Genomic DNA, 17,329 nt, shown 5'->3' with positions numbered 1-17,329 from the left:
CCCCGCCGCTCCCTGGGCCCCTGAGCCCCCCTCGGCTCAACCCGGCAGGACGAAGCCCGACTCGTACGCCGCGATCACCGCTTGGGTGCGGTCGCGGGCGCCCAGCTTGGCGAGCACGCTGCCGACGTGCGTCTTCACCGTCTCCTGGCTGACCACCAGCTCCCGGGCGATCTCGCCGTTGTTGAGCCCGGTGGCCATCAGCCGCAGCACCTGGCCCTCCCGTCCGGTCAGCCGCCCGATGCTGCTGCGGTCCGGGGCGGCGGTGCTGCGGGCGTCCGCGCCGTGCCGCAGGGCGAGGTCGCGGACGGCCGCCGGGAAGAGCAGCGAGTCCCCGCGCGCGACCAGGCGCACCGCCTGGACCATCTCCTCCGCCCGCGCCCGCTTCAACAGGAAGCCGGCCGCGCCCGCCCGCAGCGCGTCGTACACGTGGTCGTCGTGCTCGAAGGTGGTGACCACCAAGATCCGAGGCGGCCGGGCCATCCCGCCGATCAACTGCTCGGTGGCCCGGATCCCGTCGATGCCGGGCATCCGGACGTCCATCAGCACCACATCCGGGCGCAGTTCGCGCACCAGCGGGACGACCTCCGCGCCGTCTGCGGCCTCGCCGACGACGGTGAGGTCCGGCTCGGCGTCGATCACCACCCGTAGGCCCGTCCGGACCAGCCGTTCGTCGTCCGCGATCACCACGCGGATGCCGTCGAGGGCCCCGTCGCGGCCCTCGCGGTGCGCGCTCCCGCCGTGCGTGCTTTCGCCATGCACGCTCCCGCCGTGGTCGTCCTCGTTCATCGTGTCCCTCCCACCGGCAGCCAGACGGCCAGCCGCCACGTCGTTCCGTCCTCGCTCGGCCCCGCCGTGCTCCCGCCGCGCAGGGCGGTCGCGCGCTCCCCGATCCCGCGCAGCCCGCGCCCGCCGCCGGGGCGGCTCGGGCGGGAGGGGCCCAGCGGGTTGGTCAGTTCGATCTCCAACCGGCCACCGGCCAGGGAGACCCGCAGTCCGGCTGGCGCGGGCCCGGCGTGCCGCAGCACGTTGGTCAGGCCCTCCTGCACGATCCGGTACGCCTCCCGGGAGACTCCGGCGGGCAGCCGGGCCAGACCCGGGGCCAGCTCGGCGTCCACCGTCACGCCGGTGCGGGCGAGTTGGCGCAGCAGGTCGTCCAGCCCGCCGAGGGTCGGCCCGGCGGGCCGGCCCGCGTCGGGCTCCTCCTCGCGCAACAGCCCGAGCATGGTGTCCAGTTCGGCGACGGCCGCTCGCGCGGTCCGCTCGATCGCCTGGAGTGCCTCGGCGGCGAAGTCCGGGTCGGTGCGCAACACCCGGGCGGCCGCCGAGGCCTGGATGCCGACCGCGCTGAGCGCGTGCCCGACCGAGTCGTGCAGTTCGCGGGCCAGCCGGTTGCGCTGGGCGAGCACGGTGGCCCGGCGTTCGGCGGCGGCCAGCCGCTCCTCCGGGGTCGGGCCGAGCAGGGCCGGCGCCCAGCGGGCCAGCAGGGCGCCGCAGCCGGCGCTGGTGGCGACGATCAGCAGCAGGAGGGCGAGGCCCAGCGCCGGGCCGGTGAGCATCCAGCCGGGGAAGCGGTCCTCCCAGTACCGTGCGAGATCCCCGGTGCCGGTGATGGAGAACAGCAGCACCACCGCGAACGGCGTCCCGCCGAGCGTCATCCCGGCCACCACACCGCCGAAGAAGAGGTGCAGCACGTACCAGAGTGCGGCGCGGCGGCGCGCCGCCCACGAGCGGGCCGGCCCGGCGGCCAGTTCCTCGGGCCGCAGCGCCGCGCACAGCGCCCGGGCCGCGGCCCCCTCCAGCGCCCGTACGGTCGGGACCAGCGCGGTGACGGCGGCCATCGGCAGGGAGGTGAACAGCGCGGTGAGTTGCAGGAGCGTCTGGCGCAGTTGCCCCTGGTCCGGGTTGAGCGCCCCGAGCATCACCACCGAGAGCAGCCAGTACGGCATCAGCAGCGCACCGCCCAGCACCAGGTGCACCCAGCGCAGCCGGGCCCGCCGCCCCAGCAGCGCCCCCGCCGCCCGCCGCATCCGGCCGCCCGCCCCCGTGTTCACCCGGCTGACCCTACGTCAGCGGTCGTGCGGCCCGGGGCCGCCCGTCCGGCCGGTGACATCATGCCCGCCGCCAGGGCCAGCAGCAGCCCGGGCCGGTGCCGCGCGTCCTCCCTGATCCTCATGCCGTCCACGGTCCCGTCGCTCCCCGGGCCGACGCGTCAACCCGGCGAACGGTCCATCTCCCCCTCCGGGGGGATCTTGCCCTGCTACCCTCCTCCCGGGCCGGGGGAGCGTCGTTGACCCGGACACACGCCTCATGAGACGCACAGGTGGACGGGAGAGGGCACAGCCATGGCCGAACCGTCCGTACCGGTACCGCCGCCCCGGCACCCGCACCCGCCCCTGCCGCCGGTCGCCCCGGCGGTGCCCGACCCGCTGCAGCAGCTCATCCAGGCCCAGGCCGGCGCGCCGCGCGGCGACGCCACCGCCTACCTGCGGGCGGGGGCGCACCTCGACCCGGCCTTCCGGGACGCGGTGATCGAGGAACTCGCCGAACACCCGTACCGGGTACCGCCGCCGACCCCCGGCGTCGACCTGGCGGCGGTGCTCAAGGAGTGCTACGCGGCCCGGCGGCAGGCGGTGGGGCGGGCGGTGTTGGTCCTGCTGGCCGCGGCCGTGCTGCCCGTGCTCGTGGTGTGTGTCGTCGTCTCCCTCGTGGCGTCCGGTCAGGCCGGCGTGCCGCACGCGCTCGACGTGCTGGTGCGGTTCGGGCTGCTGCAACTGGCCGTCCCCCTGGTGTTCGTGGCGGCCTGGTTGATTCGGTCCGACCGGCCCCGGCGCCGCCGGACCGGCAACTGGCTGGCCGCCGGCTGCCTGCTCGTCGCGGTCGAGGCGCTCGGGTGGCACTGGATCGCCGCCCTGTTGGCCGTCTGGTTCGCGGTGTCCCTGGCCGGCCGGCGGCGGCTCGAACAGACGCTGTACGAGCTCGGCACCGGCCGGGCCGCCACCCCCGAGGACCCCCTCCGCAAGGACCTGTACCAGCGGCTCGCGCGGCAGCAGGCCGACCCCGACGTCGTCTACAGCGACTACGCGCCCTTCGTCGGCGCCGGGATCGAGATCGACCACTGGTCCTTCGCCGACGACCTGCTGCCCGAGGTGAACAAGGCCGAACCAGCATCCACCGCAAAGGCGTTGACCGTCCCGGCCGTCCACGCCCGGCTGCGCACCGAACTCGCCCGCCTCGGCGCCGCCGACACACCCGCCTACCCGGGCGACCGCCTGCACGGGATCGCCGTGCACGACCTCGTGTTCAAGAGCGGCAAGCGCCTCGGCCCCGCCGCCGACTGGTGCGGCCACGGCCCCGGCACCGCGTTCGCCGCCCTCGCCCCGTACGCGGCCCACTGCGCCGCCGCGCCGAACGGGGGCGGGTCGGACCCGGAGCACTGGTGGGTGGAGAGCGTCGACCTCGCCGCCGAGGAACGGCTGCGGCATTACCTGACGGTGCGGATCGCGGGCTGGCGCGAGGAGATCGTCGTCACCGTGTTCGTGCGGGCCCAACTCCAGGGCGGGCAGCTGTTCCTGGAGAGCAGGGCCTTCGTGCTGCCGCCGATCGCGCGCGCCTACCACGCGATCGACACCGCGGCACCGCCCGCCGATCTCGGTGACTGGCTCGGCCTCTGCGCGGCGTCCCTCGCGGCGCTGCCCGCTCTGGTGGCAGGCTCGGTCGGCGTGCTGCGCCGCGCCGCGCGCAGCCGGCGGGCCGTCGGGCGCAACGCGCTCCGCTACGCCCGGATGTGCCGAGAGAACCGGCTGGTCGACCACGGCCCCACGCTGTCCGTCCGGGAGCTGGGTGCGGAGCGCGCGTACCAGCAACTGTTCCAGGAGATGGACGTCCAGCGGTACGTGAAGTGCGTCAGGGCCAGGATCGTGTCGGCCGTCCGCGACTGCCTGCGGGACCACGGCTACCGGACGGACGGGGCGGAGCAGTTGCAGCACGTGGTGATCAACAACGGCGTGCAGGTGCACGGCGACGTCCACGGCGTGGTGCAGACCGGGGACGCGGCCAGCGCCTCGTACCAGACGCTCACCACCCCGGCGCCGCGCGTCGGCGGCACCCGGCAGGACTGAACGGCACCAGGAACCAACGGCACCAGGAACAGGGGAGCAGAGTGAACGACGACGGCCACGGGATCAGCATCACCGGCAACGTCACGGGCATCGTGCAGAGCGGCAGCCATGCCCGCGCCGAGTACACCCACCAGCAGACCGCCCCCACCCTGGGGGAGGCACCCGAACTGAGCGCCCTGCTCACGGCGGTGGACGCGCTGCGCGAGCGGCTGCGGGCGCTTGCCCCGGACGAACTGCCGCCCGCCGCCGCAGAGGTGGCCGGACAGGTGCTCGACGAGCTGGCGGCGGCCGCTCCTGAGGGCCAGCAACGGGACGACGGCCGCGTCAGGCGCGCCGTCTTCACGCTCACCGGCGCCCTCGGGGCCGCGACGGCCCTCACCGAGGCCCTGCGGGCCCTGACCACGGCCGCCGCGCCCTGGTTCTGAGGCCCGCCCTCTGGTCTCCCGCCCCCTCGGCTCAGGCCGTCCGGTGGATCAGCCGGCCCTCGTCGTCGATGCGGCCGTCCGGGTCCGGCAGCAGCCCGAGCCGCTCGGCGAGCCGGCGGGACGGCACGTTGCTCGGGTGGATCAGCGCGACCACCGGCACGCCGGGGAAGCGCGGCAGCGCCTCCGCCATCGCCGCCCGGGACGCCTCGGCGGCGTAGCCCAGGCCCCAGGCGGACGGCCTGAAGCGGTAGTAGAGGTTGAACACCCGCTCGCCGTCCAGCGTGTGCAGGTAGAGCCCGGCGAACCCGATGACCGCCTCCGGCTCCTCCCGGGTGGACACGGTGCAGTACCCCACCCCGTCCCGCGCCCAGTCGGCGACGAAGCCGTCGAGCATCTTCTGGCTCGCCGCCCGGTCCCGGTGGGGCCCGTTGGGGTTGTACCGGTTGGTCTCCGGATCCCCGTGGATCGCGAACACCGCCTCCACGTCCCCCTCCTGGGGCCGGCCGAGGACCAGCCGCTCGGAGGCGGTGACGATCGTGCGGGCGGCGGGTCCGGTGACGTGTTCGGTGGCGTGTCCGGCGGTGGTCATGGCGCTTCCCCCGTGTCGTGCGTAATAGGTCTACCGCACCATAGGCCATTACTCCGACAGTCGCCCGACCATTTCCGCCCGCCCACCGCGGCTACAGGATCGGCTCACACCCGATCGCCTTGCCCCCGGCGGTGAGGAACTGGCGCACCAGGTCCTTCTGATCGGGGAACAGGAAGGGCTTTTCGAGGCTTTGTTCGTACCCGCCGTCGACGGTGAAGAAGACGTCCTTGCCCTGGCAGGTGGCGACGAGTGTCCCGCCGGCGACCCAGCTGGCCCGCCCGAACTCGGACGGCTTCTTGCCGTCCTTCTGGGTCAGGGCGGTGACCCGCGGTTCGGTGGTGATCGTGAATTCCTGTGACCGACTGTCGTGCCTCGGGTCCTCGCCGATCGTGCAGGACCAGATCGGGTTGGACGCGGTGGTGACCTGCTGCGGCATGGGCCACTGGGCCTCGGGGTTCTTCGCGGGTGCGAACCCGGGCAGGCCGCAGAGGTTGGCCCAGTCCGGTTCCGTCCGGGCCGCCTTCGCCGACAGGCTCTTCGGTTCCGGAAGTGTCCGGTCCGCGCACGAGCGGGCCTTGGCCACGCTGTTGGCGAAGGCCACGGCCAGGCGGGCCCTGACCTCGTCATGGCCCGCCTCGCTGGTGTTCACCTCGGCGCGTACGCCCTTCTGGCACCCCTCGGGGAGCACGGCCCACGCGGCGCCCGGGGTGACCGAGCCGGCCGATTCGCCGGAGAACAGCCGGGCATCCGACGCGGCCAATGCGCCCGGGCCGTCAGCGGAGTTGGGGACGATGGTGAACCGCACGACCTTCTTGGAGGTCTTGAACAAGCCGGAGCTGACCGTGACGGAGCAGCTGTTCCCGGTGGAGTCCTTCGTCGCCGAGTAGCCATTCTTGTTCTCGCTCATCGGCCCGGACCCCAGCAGGTCGTGCACCTGCTCCGCTGTGGCCGCTCCGTCGCACACGCTGTCTGGCCCGCTGATGTTCGTCAGCCGGTACAGCGCGAACGCCGCCGCCCCTGCCGGGACGAGGGAGGATGCCAACAGCACCGCCGCCAGCCGCATCCGCAGGGCGCGCGTGGTGAACCCGCGCCGACTGAGTGCCGCGTCGACCTTGCCGGCCGGCCCTACGGCGTCGTCGGGACGCCCGCTCTTGCTCTTGGTCTCCATGGTCCTCACGCCCTGCCGAACACGGTGCGGTAGGTGGTGTCGATTCCGTTGTTGTAGGCGGTTTCCGCGGTCCTGTGGAGCTGCTGTGGCACGCCTTCTCCGACGTTCATGGTCTGCTGGTCGACTCCGGACATGATCAGCTTGTAGTCGATCATCGCCTTCAGCTGTTGCTGTCCTGCCGAGAAGTGGGAGCTCAGATTGCCCTGGAGCTTGCTGTCGATCTCGGCCTTGGCGGCGTCGGCGTAGGTGGCCGTCGCGATATCGGTGTAACGCTGCGCGATGTCACCCACTCCCGGAATCAAGTTCACGGGTGTACCGAGCAGGTGGTAGTTCATCTTCGCCTGCCAGTCCTGGGCCGACTTGTCGGTGTCCGCGTGGTCGACGACGGAGTCGGCGTACACCGCGTCGAGCGCGCCGAGAGTCCTGCTGGACTCGTGGACGAGGGCGTTCAGTCCGTGGTTCACACCACCCGTCGCATCGGGCTTCACCGCGTCGGGGCCGTACCCGTCCAGGCGGCGGGCGATCTCCTGGGTCTCGGCGTGCTGGATGACGGCGAATGCCGCCGGGTCCTCGACGGTGCCTCGGATCAGGCGCAGCAACTGCTCGCGGTTGACGGTGAGTCCGTCCGGCTGGGACGCGCCGTACAGGTCCTTGCCGAGGATCTCGTGCGTGTCCGCAGCGTAGTCGGCGATCATGTCGGCCATCGGCCGACGGAGTCCGGCCGGAAGGGAGGTCTTGTCCCCGGGGCCGGTGCCGGCGAACGACTTCATCGTCTCGTCCATGATCTGCGACATGACCTTGTCGTGCGGACGGACGACCGGTTGGTCGCTGTGTGGGTCCCGACCGGTCGTGGCCGCCTCCAGGGCGTAGCCGAACGCGGTACGGGAGGGAGTGAAGTCGGCGGGAACGTTCTGTTCGTTGCCCTGGAACGGCCACTTCCGGTCGTGCAGTAGGTAGTCCAGGTTCTTGCTCTTCCCTGGGTCGAAGAAGTCCTTCGACGCCTCGGGGTTGCGGCTGAACGCGTTCATCAGGCCGCCCAGCGGGTCGGACTGGTCGACCCGGCCGTTCCAGTTCGGGCCCCAGAGGTCCTCGCCCTTGGTCTTGCTGGTGCGCTCGTAGTCGACCAGGTCGGTGCCGACCTTGAGCAGGAACGCCTTGTCGTACGTCCCCTTCGCCCCCATCAGCGCCGTCAGCGCCGGGTAGTTGTCGTTGAACCCCGCCGCCGAGCCTCCCGGGCGGCGGGCGGCGGCCAGCAGGCCGTCCTCCCAGGCCTTGCCCATTCCCCCGTCACGGGTGGCCGTGGCGAGCACCACCGACAGGTTGCCGTAGACGTCCTGGTAGCCCTTGGCGTTGTGGTTGCCGTGGGCGAGGCCGTCGTAGACCTTGCTGTACTCCAGCAGGGCGTCCGGGCCGGTCTTCCCGCCGTGGTCGAGGCCGTTGAGCAGCGTGGTGGAGAAGTCCTTGTTGCCCGCGTTGGCGGCCATGATGTCCTGCAGCTGCTTCAGCTGCGGATCGCTGAGGCTGCCGGCCCTGGCCATCAGGTCCTTGGCCCGGTTGGCGTCGGCGACCGGGCCGCTGCCGTAGGGCGTGGGGTTGAAGGCCGTGGTGCTGGTGCCGATGTCGCCCTGGAGTGCGGCGGTGGCCCGCTGGTCGGCGGAGTCGGCCTTCTCGACGGCCTTCGTCAGCCGGGCCGCGATGGCCTCGGCCTTGACCGCGAGCGCCTGAGCCAGCTTGGCGCCGTCGGGGTCGTTCCTCGTCTCCTTCGGCAGGCTCCAGTTGACCTGGCCGTCCGCGGCGACGGTCAGGTTGTCGCTCCGGGCGTCGTGGATCGCCGTGTCGAGGTCGCGGCGGGCGGCGGCGAAGTCCTCGGCGGCGGTCTTCATGATCGCGGCGAGGGCGGTGGCGACGGCCGAGGCCTGCTTGAAGTCGCCGTCGACGGCCTGGAGCACCTTGGTCGCGTCGTCGGCGGCCGCGCCCTTCCAACCGGCCCGCTGCGCGGTGCTGGTGAGGTCCTTGGCGACCCGGCCGTCCAGGGCGGTGAGGGCTTTGGCGACGCCGGCCCAGGCTTCGGCGGCGTCGGTGATCCCGGAGAAGTCGGCCTCGTGCAGTTCCTTGAAGGACACCATGTGTCCGGTTTCCCCCTTCTGGTCTTCCAACTGCTGTTCTTCTGGGGCCAAGCAGGGCCGAGCAAGGCCAAGCAGGCCGAGCAGCCCCTAGCGGCCCGCGCGGAGGTCGGCGGCGGTCGCGGCTTCGTTGGCGCTGTAGGACTGCTGGGTCCTGTCGAGGTTGCCGGCGGCCGTGCCGAGCGTGTCGTGCAGGGCCTTGCACTGCTGCATCCAGCGCTCGGTGCAGCCGGTGAGGGCGCCGCCGAAGGAGAAGCCGCGGATCCTGGTCGACGCGGTGCTCGCGTACTCGGTGAGGCTGTGTGCGCCGGGCCCGGCCTTGCCGTTCGCGTTGTCGAGGTCGGTGGCGATCTGTCGGGCCATCCCGGCCGAGGCGTTGAGTTCGTGCGGGACGTCCAGCCGGGTGGTCACCAGGCCCGGCGGAAGGACGGGCGCGTTGCCACCGGACTGGACGGGTGGCTGGACGGGTGGGGCGTACGGCGCGGTCCTGGCCGAGCCGGGTGCCGGAGCCGAGGCCGGCGAGACCGGCCCGGTGGTGAAGTACGGGCTAACCATGCGTGTGCAACTCCTTCTCGTCGAGAAGGGGTCAATCCCCCCTGTGGCATGACGACGGTACAGGGACGCTCCGTCAGTGCACTGACGCACCCTCCGTGTTCGCGGTCGCACGGCTGGTGGATGGGGGAGGAGGTCTTGTTACCGGCGGGTCGCTTCTCTATCATCACGGGTGTTACAGCTTTACTGTCAAACCCAGAAGGGTTCTGCAGCCAGTGCGTGACACGAGCAGTCCGCCGGGCGCCACGGCCGCCGGCCCCGGCCCGTTGGCGGGGGTGCGGGTGGTCGAGCTCGCGGGGATCGGGCCGGGGCCGTTCGCGGCGATGCTGCTGGCCGACCTGGGCGCCGACGTGGTGCGGGTGGACCGGCCGGATCCGTCGCCGCTGGGCATCGATCCGGCGTGCGACGTGACCAACCGGAACAAGCGGTCGGTGCTGGTCGACCTCAAGTCCCCGGCGGGGCCCGGCCTGGTGCTGGACCTGGTCGAGCGGGCGGACCTGCTGATCGAGGGCTACCGGCCCGGGGTCGCGGAGCGGCTCGGGGTCGGGCCGCAGCACTGCCTGGCCCGCAACCCGGCGCTGGTGTACGGGCGGATGACCGGGTGGGGGCAGCAGGGCCCGCGCGCCGCCAGCGCCGGCCACGACCTCGGGTACGCGGCGGTGGCCGGGGTGCTCGGCCTGGTCGCGGGGCCGGGCGGGCCCGAGGAGGCGCCCGGCATCCCGGCCAACCTGCTGGGCGACTACGCGGGCGGCTCGCTCTACCTGGTCGTCGGCCTGCTCGCCGGGCTGCACCACGCCAGGAGCACCGGCGCCGGCCAGGTCGTCGACGCCGCGATCGTGGACGGCGCGGCGCACCTGTCCAGCATGCTGTGGGGGCTGCTGGCGGCCGGCCACTGGCAGGACCGCCGGGGCGCCAACCTGCTGGACGGCGGCGCGCCGTTCTACGCGGTCTACCGGGCGGCCGACGGCGGACACCTGGCCGTGGGGGCGCTGGAGCCGCAGTTCTACGCCGAGTTCGCCCGGCTGCTGGACCTCGGTCCGCAGGCGCCCGGGCAGTACGACCTGGCCCGCTGGCCCGAACTGCGGGCCCTGATCGCCGACCGCTTCGCCACCCGGACCAGGGCCGAGTGGGAGGCCGTCTTCGCCGGCTCCGACGCCTGTGTGGAGCCGGTACTGACGATGCGTCAGGCAGCCCGGGAGGAACACCTGTTGGCGCGCGGCACCTATGTCGAGGCGGGCGGCGTCACCCAGCCCGCCCCCGCTCCGCGCTTCTCCGTCACCCCCGGCGCGCTGCGCCGCCCGCCGGCCCGGCCGGGCGCGGACACCGCCGAAGTGGCCCGCGACTGGGCCGTCCCGTCCCTGGACTCCGGTAGCTCCGGTAGCTCCGGCAACTCCGGCAACTCCGGAAACTTCGACAACTCCGATGCAGGACAAGGAGCGTAGCGTTGCAGCGCGAGATCTTCACCGAGCAGCACGAGGACTTCCGGGCCGCCGTGCGGGCCTTCCTCGCCAAGGAGGTGCTGCCGCACTACGACCGCTGGGAGAAGGCCGGCATCGTCGACCGCTCGGCCTGGCTGGCGGCCGGCCGCCAGGGCCTGCTCGGGATGGCCGTCCCCGAGGAGTACGGCGGCGGGGGCGCCCCGGACTTCCGCTACGCCGCCGTGCTGGCCGAGGAGTTCGCCCGGGCCGGCGCCTCCGGGCTGGCCATCGGCCTGCACAACGACATCATCGGCCCCTACCTCACCTCGCTCGCCACCGAGGAGCAGAAGCGCCGCTGGCTGCCCGGCTTCTGCAGCGGCGAGCTGATCACCGCGATCGCGATGACCGAGCCCGGCACCGGCTCCGACCTCCAGGGCATCCGCACCCAGGCCGTCGACCGGGGTGACCACTACCTGCTCAACGGCGCCAAGACCTTCATCTCCAACGGCATCCTCGCCGACCTGGTGGTCGTGGTCGCCCGCACCACCCCCGAGGGCGGCGCGCACGGGCTGAGCCTGCTGGTGGTCGAGCGCGGCACGCTCGGCTTCGAGCGCGGCCGCAACCTGGACAAGATCGGCCAGAAGGCCCAGGACACCGCCGAGTTGTTCTTCGAGGACGTCCGGGTGCCGAAGGCGAACCTGCTCGGCGAGCTCAACGGCGGCTTCGTCCACCTGATGCAGAACCTCGCCCAGGAGCGGCTGACCATCGCGGCCGCGGCGATCGCCGGCGCCGAGTACCTGGTCGAGATCACCACCGACTACGTCAAGCAGCGCGAGGCCTTCGGCCGCCCGCTGGCCAAGCTCCAGCACGTGCGCTTCGAGATCGCCGAACTCGCCACCGAGTGCGCCGTCACCCGGGCCTTCGTCGACCGTTGCATCACCGAGCACAACCGCTACGCGCTCACCCCGGTGGACGCCTCGATGGCCAAGTGGTGGGCCACCGAACTTCAGAAGCGCACCGCCGACCGCTGTCTCCAACTGCACGGCGGGTACGGGTACATGAGCGAGTTCCCGGTAGCCCGGGCGTTCACCGACGGCCGGATCCAGACCATCTACGGCGGCACCACCGAGATCATGAAGGAGATCGTCGGCCGGTCCGTCCTCGGCTGAGACCTCCCGCGAAACCCCCTGCCCCGAAAGGCGTTTGACCGTGACCACCGAAGCGTACGTCTACGACGCGATCCGCACCCCGCGCGGCCGGGGCAAGGCCACCGGCTCGCTGCACGGCACCAAGCCGATCGACCTCGTCGTCGGCCTGATCCACGAACTGCGCAACCGGCACCCCGAGTTGGACCCGGCGGCGATCGACGACATCGTGCTCGGCGTGGTCAGCCCGGTCGGCGACCAGGGCTCCGACATCGCCCGGATCGCGGCCATCGCGGCCGGCCTGCCCGACACGGTGGCCGGCGTCCAGGAGAACCGCTTCTGCGCCTCCGGCCTGGAGGCCGTCAACCTGGCCGCCGCCAAGGTCCGTTCGGGCTGGGAGGACCTCATCCTGGCCGGCGGCGTCGAGTCGATGTCCCGGGTCAAGATGGCCTCCGACGGCGGCGCCTGGTTCGCGGACCCGATGACCGCGTACGAGACCAACTTCGTCCCGCAGGGCATCGGCGCCGACCTGATCGCCACCATCGAGGGCTTCTCCCGCACCGACGTGGACGCCTTCGCCGCCGAATCCCAGGCCCGCGCCGCCAAGGCGCAGGCGGACGGCCTGTTCGACCGCTCGGTGGTCCCGGTCCGCGACCGCAACGGCCTGGTCGTGCTGGAGCGCGACGAGTTCATCCGCCCCGGCACCACCGTCGAGACCCTGGCCGGCCTCAAGCCCTCCTTCGCCGGCATCGGCGAGGCCGGCGGCTTCGACGCCGTCGCCCTGCAGAAGTACCACTGGGTCGAGGCCATCGACCACGTCCACCACGCCGGCAACTCCTCCGGCATCGTCGACGGCGCCGCGCTCGTCGCCATCGGCAGCCGGGAGATCGGCGAGCGGTACGGGCTGCGCCCGCGCGCCCGGATCGTCTCCGCCGCCGTCTCCGGCTCCGAGCCCACCATCATGCTCACCGGCCCCGCCCCGGCCACCCGCAAGGCGCTCGCCAAGGCCGGGCTCACCGCCGCCGACATCGACCTGGTCGAGATCAACGAGGCCTTCGCGGCGGTCGCCCTGCGCTTCATCCGCGAACTGGGCTTCCGGCCCGAGCAGGTCAACGTCAACGGCGGCGCGATCGCCCTCGGCCACCCGCTCGGTGCCACCGGCGCGATGCTGCTCGGCACCGTGGTCGACGAGTTGGAGCGGCGCGACCTGCGCTACGGCCTGATCACCCTGTGCGTGGGCGGCGGCATGGGCGTCGCCACCATCGTCGAGCGCATCTGACCCACTGTCCCTCGGATCCCCTCGGAGACCCTGAACTCATGAGCGACACCACCACCATCCGCTGGGAGCAGGACCAGGACGGCGTGGTCACCCTCGTCCTCGACGACCCGACCCAGTCCGTCAACACCATGAACGAGGCCTTCACCGCCGACTTCGACGCCGTCGTCGACCGGCTGGCCGGCCTCGCCGCCGCCGACGGGCTGCGCGGCGTGATCGTCACCTCCGGGAAGAAGACCTTCTTCGCCGGGGGAGACCTCCGGCTGCTCTCCGCCGCCCGCCCCGAGGACGCCGCCGCCGTCTTCGAGAAGTCCCAGCGGATCAAGCGCGCGCTGCGCAAGTTGGAGACCCTCGGCAAGCCGGTCGTCGCCGCCGTCAACGGCAGCGCCCTCGGCGGCGGCCTGGAGATCGCCCTCGCCTGCCACCACCGGATCGCCCTGGACGACCCCGCCAGCCGGCTCGGCCTGCCCGAGGTCACCCTCGGCCTGCTGCCGGGCGGCGGCGGAGTGGTCCGCACGGTACGGCTGTTCGGCATCACCGACGCCCTGCTGAAGTTCCTCCTGGAGGGCCGCCAGTACCGCCCGGCGCAGGCCCTGGAACACGGGCTGATCCACGAACTCGTCGACACCCCGGAGGAGTTGACCGCCCGGGCGCGGGCCTGGATCGAGGCCAACCCGGCCGCCGTCCAGCCCTGGGACGTCAAGGGCCACAAGATCCCCGGCGGCACCCCGGCCAACCCGGCGTTCGCCGCCAACCTGCCCGCCTTCCCGGCCAACCTGCGCAAGCAGCTGAACGGCGCGCCCTACCCGGCCCCGCGCAACATCCTGGCCGCCGCCGTGGAGAGCGCCCAGGTCGACATCGACACCGCGATGGCGATCGAGGCCCGCTACTTCACCGAGCTCGCCTGCGGACAGACCAGCAAGAACATGATCCAGGCGCTGTTCTTCGACCTCCAGGCGGTCAACTCCGGCGCCGGCCGCCCCCAGGGCGTCGAGAAGCGGCTCGTCCGCAAGGTCGCCGTGCTCGGCGCCGGGATGATGGGCGCGGGCATCGCCTACACCTGCGCCAAGGCCGGCATCGAGGTCGTGCTCAAGGACGTGAGCATGGCCGCCGCCGAACGCGGCAAGGCCTACTCCGCCGGGCTGCTGGACAAGGCGATCGCCCGCGGCCGCTCCACCGAGGCCAAGAAGGACGCGCTGCTCGCCCGGATCACCCCCACCGCCGAGGCCGCGGACCTGGCCGGCTGCGACGCGGTGATCGAGGCCGTCTTCGAGAACACCGAGCTCAAGCACAAGGTGTTCCAGGAGGTCGAGGGCGTCCTCGCCCCCGACGCGCTGCTCTGCTCCAACACCTCCACCCTGCCGATCGGGCTGCTCGCCGAAGGCGTCGAGCGCACCGCGGACTTCATCGGGCTGCACTTCTTCTCCCCGGTCGACAAGATGCGCCTGGTCGAGATCATCCGGGGCCCGCAGACCGGTGACGAGGCCCTCGCGCGCGCCTTCGACCTGGTCCGGCAGATCGACCGGACCCCGATCGTGGTCAACGACTCGCGCGGCTTCTTCACCTCGCGGGTCATCGGCCAGTTCCTCAACGAGGGCGTCGCCATGGTCGGCGAGGGCGTCCCCCCGGCCAGCATCGAGCAGGCCGCCGCCCAGGCCGGCTACCCGGCCAAGGTGCTCTCGCTGATGGACGAGCTCACCCTCACCCTGCCGCGCAAGATCCGCGACGAATACCGGCGCGCGGTCGAGGCCGCCGGCGGCGGCTGGACGCCCCACCCGGCCGACGCGGTGGTCGACCGGATGGTCGACGAGTTCGGCCGCCCCGGGCGCAGCGGCGGCGCCGGCTTCTACGAGTACGGCGAGGACGGCAGGCGCGGGCGGCTCTGGCCGGGGCTGCGCGAGCACTTCGGCCGGCCGGCCGCGGACGGTCCCTTCGAGGACGTCCCCTTCGAGGACCTCAAGGAGCGGATGCTGTTCAGCGAGGCGCTGGACTCGGTGCGCTGCCTGGAGGAGGGCGTGCTGACCTCGGTCGCCGACGCCAACGTGGGCTCCATCCTGGGCATCGGCTTCCCGGCCTGGACGGGCGGCGTGTTCCAGTACATCAACGGGTACGAGGGCGGCCCGGCCGGCTTCGCGGCCCGCGCCCGCGAACTCGCCGCCGCCTACGGCGAACGGTTCGCGCCGCCGGCGCTGCTGGAGCGGATCGCGGCGGAGGGGCGCACCTTCACCGACTGACCGTCAGGCCTGGGCGGGTGGGGCCGGGTGCCGGACGGCCCCACCCGGTTCCTCCTGCGGTTCCTCCTGCGGTTCCCCGCCCGGGTCCTTGCCCGGCTCCCCGCTCAGCTCCCCGCCGAGTTCCTCCCGCAGCGAGCGCTGGAACGCCGTGACCAGTGCCTGCGCCGCCATCGGCTGGATGTGGTCCGTCAGCGCCCTCATCCGGGCCAGCTCGTCCGGCGCCGGCTCGCTCTCCCGGTAGGGCCGCCACACCGTCTCCCGGAACAGCCGCTGCAACTCCCGGGCCGTCGCCCGGCTGTGCTCCAGCACCACCGCCCGCGCGGCCAGCAGCGTCTCCAGCGGGATCGGCACGTCCAGGATCCGCACCCCCAGCGGCAGCAGGCCCGGATCCACCCGGAACAGCTCCGGATCGGCCGTCCGCTCCAACGCCCCCATCGCGACCAGGCGTTCCACCTGTTCCTCCGACAGCCCCCGCCCGGCCCGCCGCTCCAACTGGGCCCGGCCCAGTTCCTCCGCCGCCTCGGGCGTCCAGGACGCCACCAGCGCCCGGTGGATCGCCAGGTCCAGCGGCGTGCTGTCCTCCGGCAGCCGGGACAGGTACCGCTCGATCGCGGCCAGCGTCAGCCCCTGGCGCTGCAACTCCTCGATCAGCTCCAGCCGGTCCAGGTGCGCCGCCCCGTACAGCCCGACCCGGCGCGGCCCCAGCTCCGGCGGCGGCAGCAGGCCCTTCGTCCCGTAGAACCGCACCGTCCGGACCGTCACCCCGGCCCGCGCCGCCAGTTCGTCGACCGTCAGCCGCACCCCGCTCCCGTCTCCCACGGCCCCGAGCTCCCCCATCTGCCGCCTCCTGCACTGGCACACTTCCACTGTGACAGCAGCAGTGTGACAGTGCCCGTCCCCCTGGTCCACCGGCCGTTCCACGGGCTGGTCCACCGGCTGTTCCACCGGCGACGGCGGCCCGCCGCGCACGTGAGTCCGCCCCCGCCGCTGGGGAGCGGCGGGGGCGGACTCGGGGTGCTGGTGCCTCTGGCGGCGCTGCTTCCGGCCGGAACCTGTTCTGGCCGGAGCCTGCTCCGACCGGCGCTGCTTCTGCGCTGCGGCGCGGCTGGTCCCGGCCTCCGCGGCGTGGGGCTACCGGGCGCCGGCGTCGGCCAGGTCGGCGTGGTGGCGGCGGGTGACCTCGGGGTGGGCCCGGGTGTAGCCCTTCCACTCGTTGAGGCCGAACTCGGCGAACAGCGGGTTGTCCGGATCCTCGGTGGCGCCGGGGGCGTGCCGGGCGAACGGGAAGTCCAGCGGCTCGATGTGGGCGTCGAGGCGGGGGTTGTAGAAGAACGGGACGGAGAAGCGCTCGCGGGCGCCGACCGGGCTGACCACGCGGTGGTTGGTGGCCTTGAGGTAGCCGTCGGTGGCCACCTCCAGCAGCTCGCCGAGGTTGACGACGAAGGCGCCCGGCATCGGCGGGACCTCCAGGAAGGTGCCGTCCGGGCGCTCGACCTGGAGGCCGCCGACGGTGTCCTGGAGCAGCAGCGTGATGAAGCCGTAGTCCTTGTGGGCGCCGACGCCCTGGCCGGCGCCGTCCGGAGCGGTGCCGGGGTAGCGGACCAGCTTGAGCCGCAGGTGGGGGTGGCCGGCGAAGGCCTCGTCGTAGAAGTCGGGGCGGGCGCCGATCGCGGTGAGGAGCTCGTGCAGCAGTCGGCGGGCGGTGCCGCTGAGGTGGTCGATCCAGCCGAGCGCGGCGGTGCGCAGCTCGGGGAGCGCCGCGGGCCACTGGTTGGGGCCCTCCAGCCACCAGTACGGGGGCTCGCCGGTGCCGGGGACGTGCGGGGGCAGCTCGGCGCCGATGTCCAGCTGGTCGCGCCAGTCCTGGCTGCCGCCGGTGCGCTCGTCGCCGGTGCGGGTGTAGCCGCGGTAGTGGGGGGAGTTGAGGTTGCTCACGGAGAGCCGGTCGGCCTCGGGGAGGGCGAAGAAGGCGCGCATCGCGTCGGTGAGCGCGGCCGTCTCCTGCGGGGTGATGCCGTGGCCGACGAGCTGGAAGAACCCGACGTCGGTGGCCGCGGCACGGAGTTCGTCGTGCAGCCGGCGGCGGTCGTCCGGGCCGCCGTCGGCGAGCGAGAGGTCGATCACCGGGAGGGAGTCGGATATGGGGGTGTACTGCTGCGACATGTGTGACATCCGCTGGTCTCGTCCCGGCCGGTCCCGGTGATCGACCGGGGGATGGCCGGAGTGACCGCCTGGTGCGGCGGGTGCTCCGGAAGCCGGGAGGTGGAGGCGGCCGGGTGGA

Annotated in this window: 14 protein-coding genes; 6 read left to right on the top strand and 8 right to left on the bottom strand. The window is 72.9% G+C overall.

The window, feature by feature from the left end; translation table 11 throughout:
• Positions 1-36: 36 nt before the first annotated feature.
• Positions 37-786 (bottom strand): response regulator, encoded by a 750-nt coding sequence (locus ACFVTF_RS08565; protein WP_387810944.1) that lies wholly within the window; start codon positions 784-786, stop codon positions 37-39.
• On the bottom strand, positions 783-2,051 hold the full coding sequence (locus ACFVTF_RS08560; protein ID WP_387810941.1) for a sensor histidine kinase: 1,269 nt from the start codon (positions 2,049-2,051) through the stop codon (positions 783-785). Before ACFVTF_RS08560 ends, ACFVTF_RS08565 begins: the two co-directional genes overlap by 4 nt.
• 291 nt (positions 2,052-2,342) lie before the next feature.
• Between ACFVTF_RS08560 and ACFVTF_RS08555 the strand changes: the two genes are divergently transcribed.
• A complete protein-coding gene (locus ACFVTF_RS08555) occupies positions 2,343-4,118 on the top strand; it encodes a hypothetical protein (RefSeq protein ID WP_387810938.1) in 1,776 nt (591 codons plus the stop codon).
• Between the two features lie 41 nt (positions 4,119-4,159).
• The gene (locus tag ACFVTF_RS08550; protein WP_371516399.1) at positions 4,160-4,543 is read left to right on the top strand and encodes a DUF5955 family protein; all 384 of its coding nucleotides are present in this window, start codon (positions 4,160-4,162) and stop codon (positions 4,541-4,543) included.
• Positions 4,544-4,574: 31 nt separating this feature from the next.
• Here ACFVTF_RS08550 and ACFVTF_RS08545 read toward each other — a convergent pair whose 3' ends face one another.
• The 4 genes from ACFVTF_RS08545 to ACFVTF_RS08530 form a co-directional block, all read right to left on the bottom strand.
• Positions 4,575-5,132: a GNAT family N-acetyltransferase gene (locus ACFVTF_RS08545; RefSeq protein WP_387810934.1), complete on the bottom strand. Its 558-nt coding sequence runs from the start codon at positions 5,130-5,132 to the stop codon at positions 4,575-4,577.
• 91 nt (positions 5,133-5,223) lie between these two features.
• The gene (locus ACFVTF_RS08540; RefSeq protein WP_387810931.1) at positions 5,224-6,300 is read right to left on the bottom strand and encodes a hypothetical protein; all 1,077 of its coding nucleotides are present in this window, start codon (positions 6,298-6,300) and stop codon (positions 5,224-5,226) included.
• Between the two features lie 5 nt (positions 6,301-6,305).
• On the bottom strand, positions 6,306-8,426 hold the full coding sequence (locus ACFVTF_RS08535) for a hypothetical protein (RefSeq protein WP_387810928.1): 2,121 nt from the start codon (positions 8,424-8,426) through the stop codon (positions 6,306-6,308).
• Positions 8,427-8,513: 87 nt separating this feature from the next.
• Positions 8,514-8,978 carry a hypothetical protein gene (locus ACFVTF_RS08530; protein WP_387810925.1) on the bottom strand — a complete coding sequence of 155 codons (465 nt, stop codon included), beginning with the start codon at positions 8,976-8,978 and terminating at the stop codon, positions 8,514-8,516.
• Between the two features lie 212 nt (positions 8,979-9,190).
• Here ACFVTF_RS08530 and ACFVTF_RS08525 point away from each other — a divergent pair, with 212 nt between their 5' ends.
• The 4 genes from ACFVTF_RS08525 to ACFVTF_RS08510 are packed head-to-tail and all read left to right on the top strand — an operon-like array spanning position 9,191 to position 15,048.
• Positions 9,191-10,417, top strand: a complete 1,227-nt coding sequence (locus tag ACFVTF_RS08525) for a CaiB/BaiF CoA transferase family protein (RefSeq protein ID WP_387810922.1) — start codon at positions 9,191-9,193, stop codon at positions 10,415-10,417.
• A gap of 2 nt (positions 10,418-10,419) precedes the next feature.
• Positions 10,420-11,562 (top strand): acyl-CoA dehydrogenase family protein, encoded by a 1,143-nt coding sequence (locus tag ACFVTF_RS08520; RefSeq protein WP_387810919.1) that lies wholly within the window; start codon positions 10,420-10,422, stop codon positions 11,560-11,562.
• A 40-nt stretch (positions 11,563-11,602) separates the two neighbouring features.
• Positions 11,603-12,817 (top strand): acetyl-CoA C-acetyltransferase, encoded by a 1,215-nt coding sequence (locus ACFVTF_RS08515; protein WP_371516392.1) that lies wholly within the window; start codon positions 11,603-11,605, stop codon positions 12,815-12,817.
• 38 nt (positions 12,818-12,855) lie between these two features.
• Positions 12,856-15,048, top strand: a complete 2,193-nt coding sequence (locus ACFVTF_RS08510) for a 3-hydroxyacyl-CoA dehydrogenase NAD-binding domain-containing protein (protein ID WP_387810915.1) — start codon at positions 12,856-12,858, stop codon at positions 15,046-15,048.
• A gap of 3 nt (positions 15,049-15,051) precedes the next feature.
• Here the strand turns inward: ACFVTF_RS08510 and ACFVTF_RS08505 are convergent, their stop codons facing one another.
• The gene (locus ACFVTF_RS08505) at positions 15,052-15,885 is read right to left on the bottom strand and encodes a MerR family transcriptional regulator (protein ID WP_387810912.1); all 834 of its coding nucleotides are present in this window, start codon (positions 15,883-15,885) and stop codon (positions 15,052-15,054) included.
• 294 nt (positions 15,886-16,179) lie between these two features.
• Complete coding sequence (locus tag ACFVTF_RS08500) at positions 16,180-17,211, bottom strand: isopenicillin N synthase family dioxygenase (RefSeq protein WP_371516389.1); 1,032 nt, start codon at positions 17,209-17,211, stop codon at positions 16,180-16,182.
• Positions 17,212-17,329: the final 118 nt, after the last annotated feature.

The sequence above is a fragment of the Kitasatospora sp. NPDC057940 genome (assembly GCF_042887425.1).
Lineage (GTDB): Bacteria > Actinomycetota > Actinomycetes > Streptomycetales > Streptomycetaceae > Kitasatospora.
Note: the sequence above shows the minus strand (reverse complement) of the source record. Positions and strands in the feature narration are given on the sequence as shown.

Excerpts from the sequence above, each read along its gene's own strand:
- ACFVTF_RS08565 (WP_387810944.1), bottom strand. The coding sequence starts at position 786 with ATGAACGAGGACGACCACGGCGGGAGCGTGCATGGCGAAAGCACGCAC.
- ACFVTF_RS08555 (WP_387810938.1), top strand. The coding sequence starts at position 2,343 with ATGGCCGAACCGTCCGTACCGGTACCGCCGCCCCGGCACCCGCACCCG.
- ACFVTF_RS08545 (WP_387810934.1), bottom strand. The coding sequence starts at position 5,132 with ATGACCACCGCCGGACACGCCACCGAACACGTCACCGGACCCGCCGCC.
- ACFVTF_RS08540 (WP_387810931.1), bottom strand. The coding sequence starts at position 6,300 with ATGGAGACCAAGAGCAAGAGCGGGCGTCCCGACGACGCCGTAGGGCCG.
- ACFVTF_RS08535 (WP_387810928.1), bottom strand. The coding sequence starts at position 8,426 with ATGGTGTCCTTCAAGGAACTGCACGAGGCCGACTTCTCCGGGATCACC.
- ACFVTF_RS08530 (WP_387810925.1), bottom strand. The coding sequence starts at position 8,978 with ATGGTTAGCCCGTACTTCACCACCGGGCCGGTCTCGCCGGCCTCGGCT.
- ACFVTF_RS08510 (WP_387810915.1), top strand. The coding sequence starts at position 12,856 with ATGAGCGACACCACCACCATCCGCTGGGAGCAGGACCAGGACGGCGTG.
- ACFVTF_RS08505 (WP_387810912.1), bottom strand. The coding sequence starts at position 15,885 with ATGGGGGAGCTCGGGGCCGTGGGAGACGGGAGCGGGGTGCGGCTGACG.
- ACFVTF_RS08500 (WP_371516389.1), bottom strand. The coding sequence starts at position 17,211 with ATGTCGCAGCAGTACACCCCCATATCCGACTCCCTCCCGGTGATCGAC.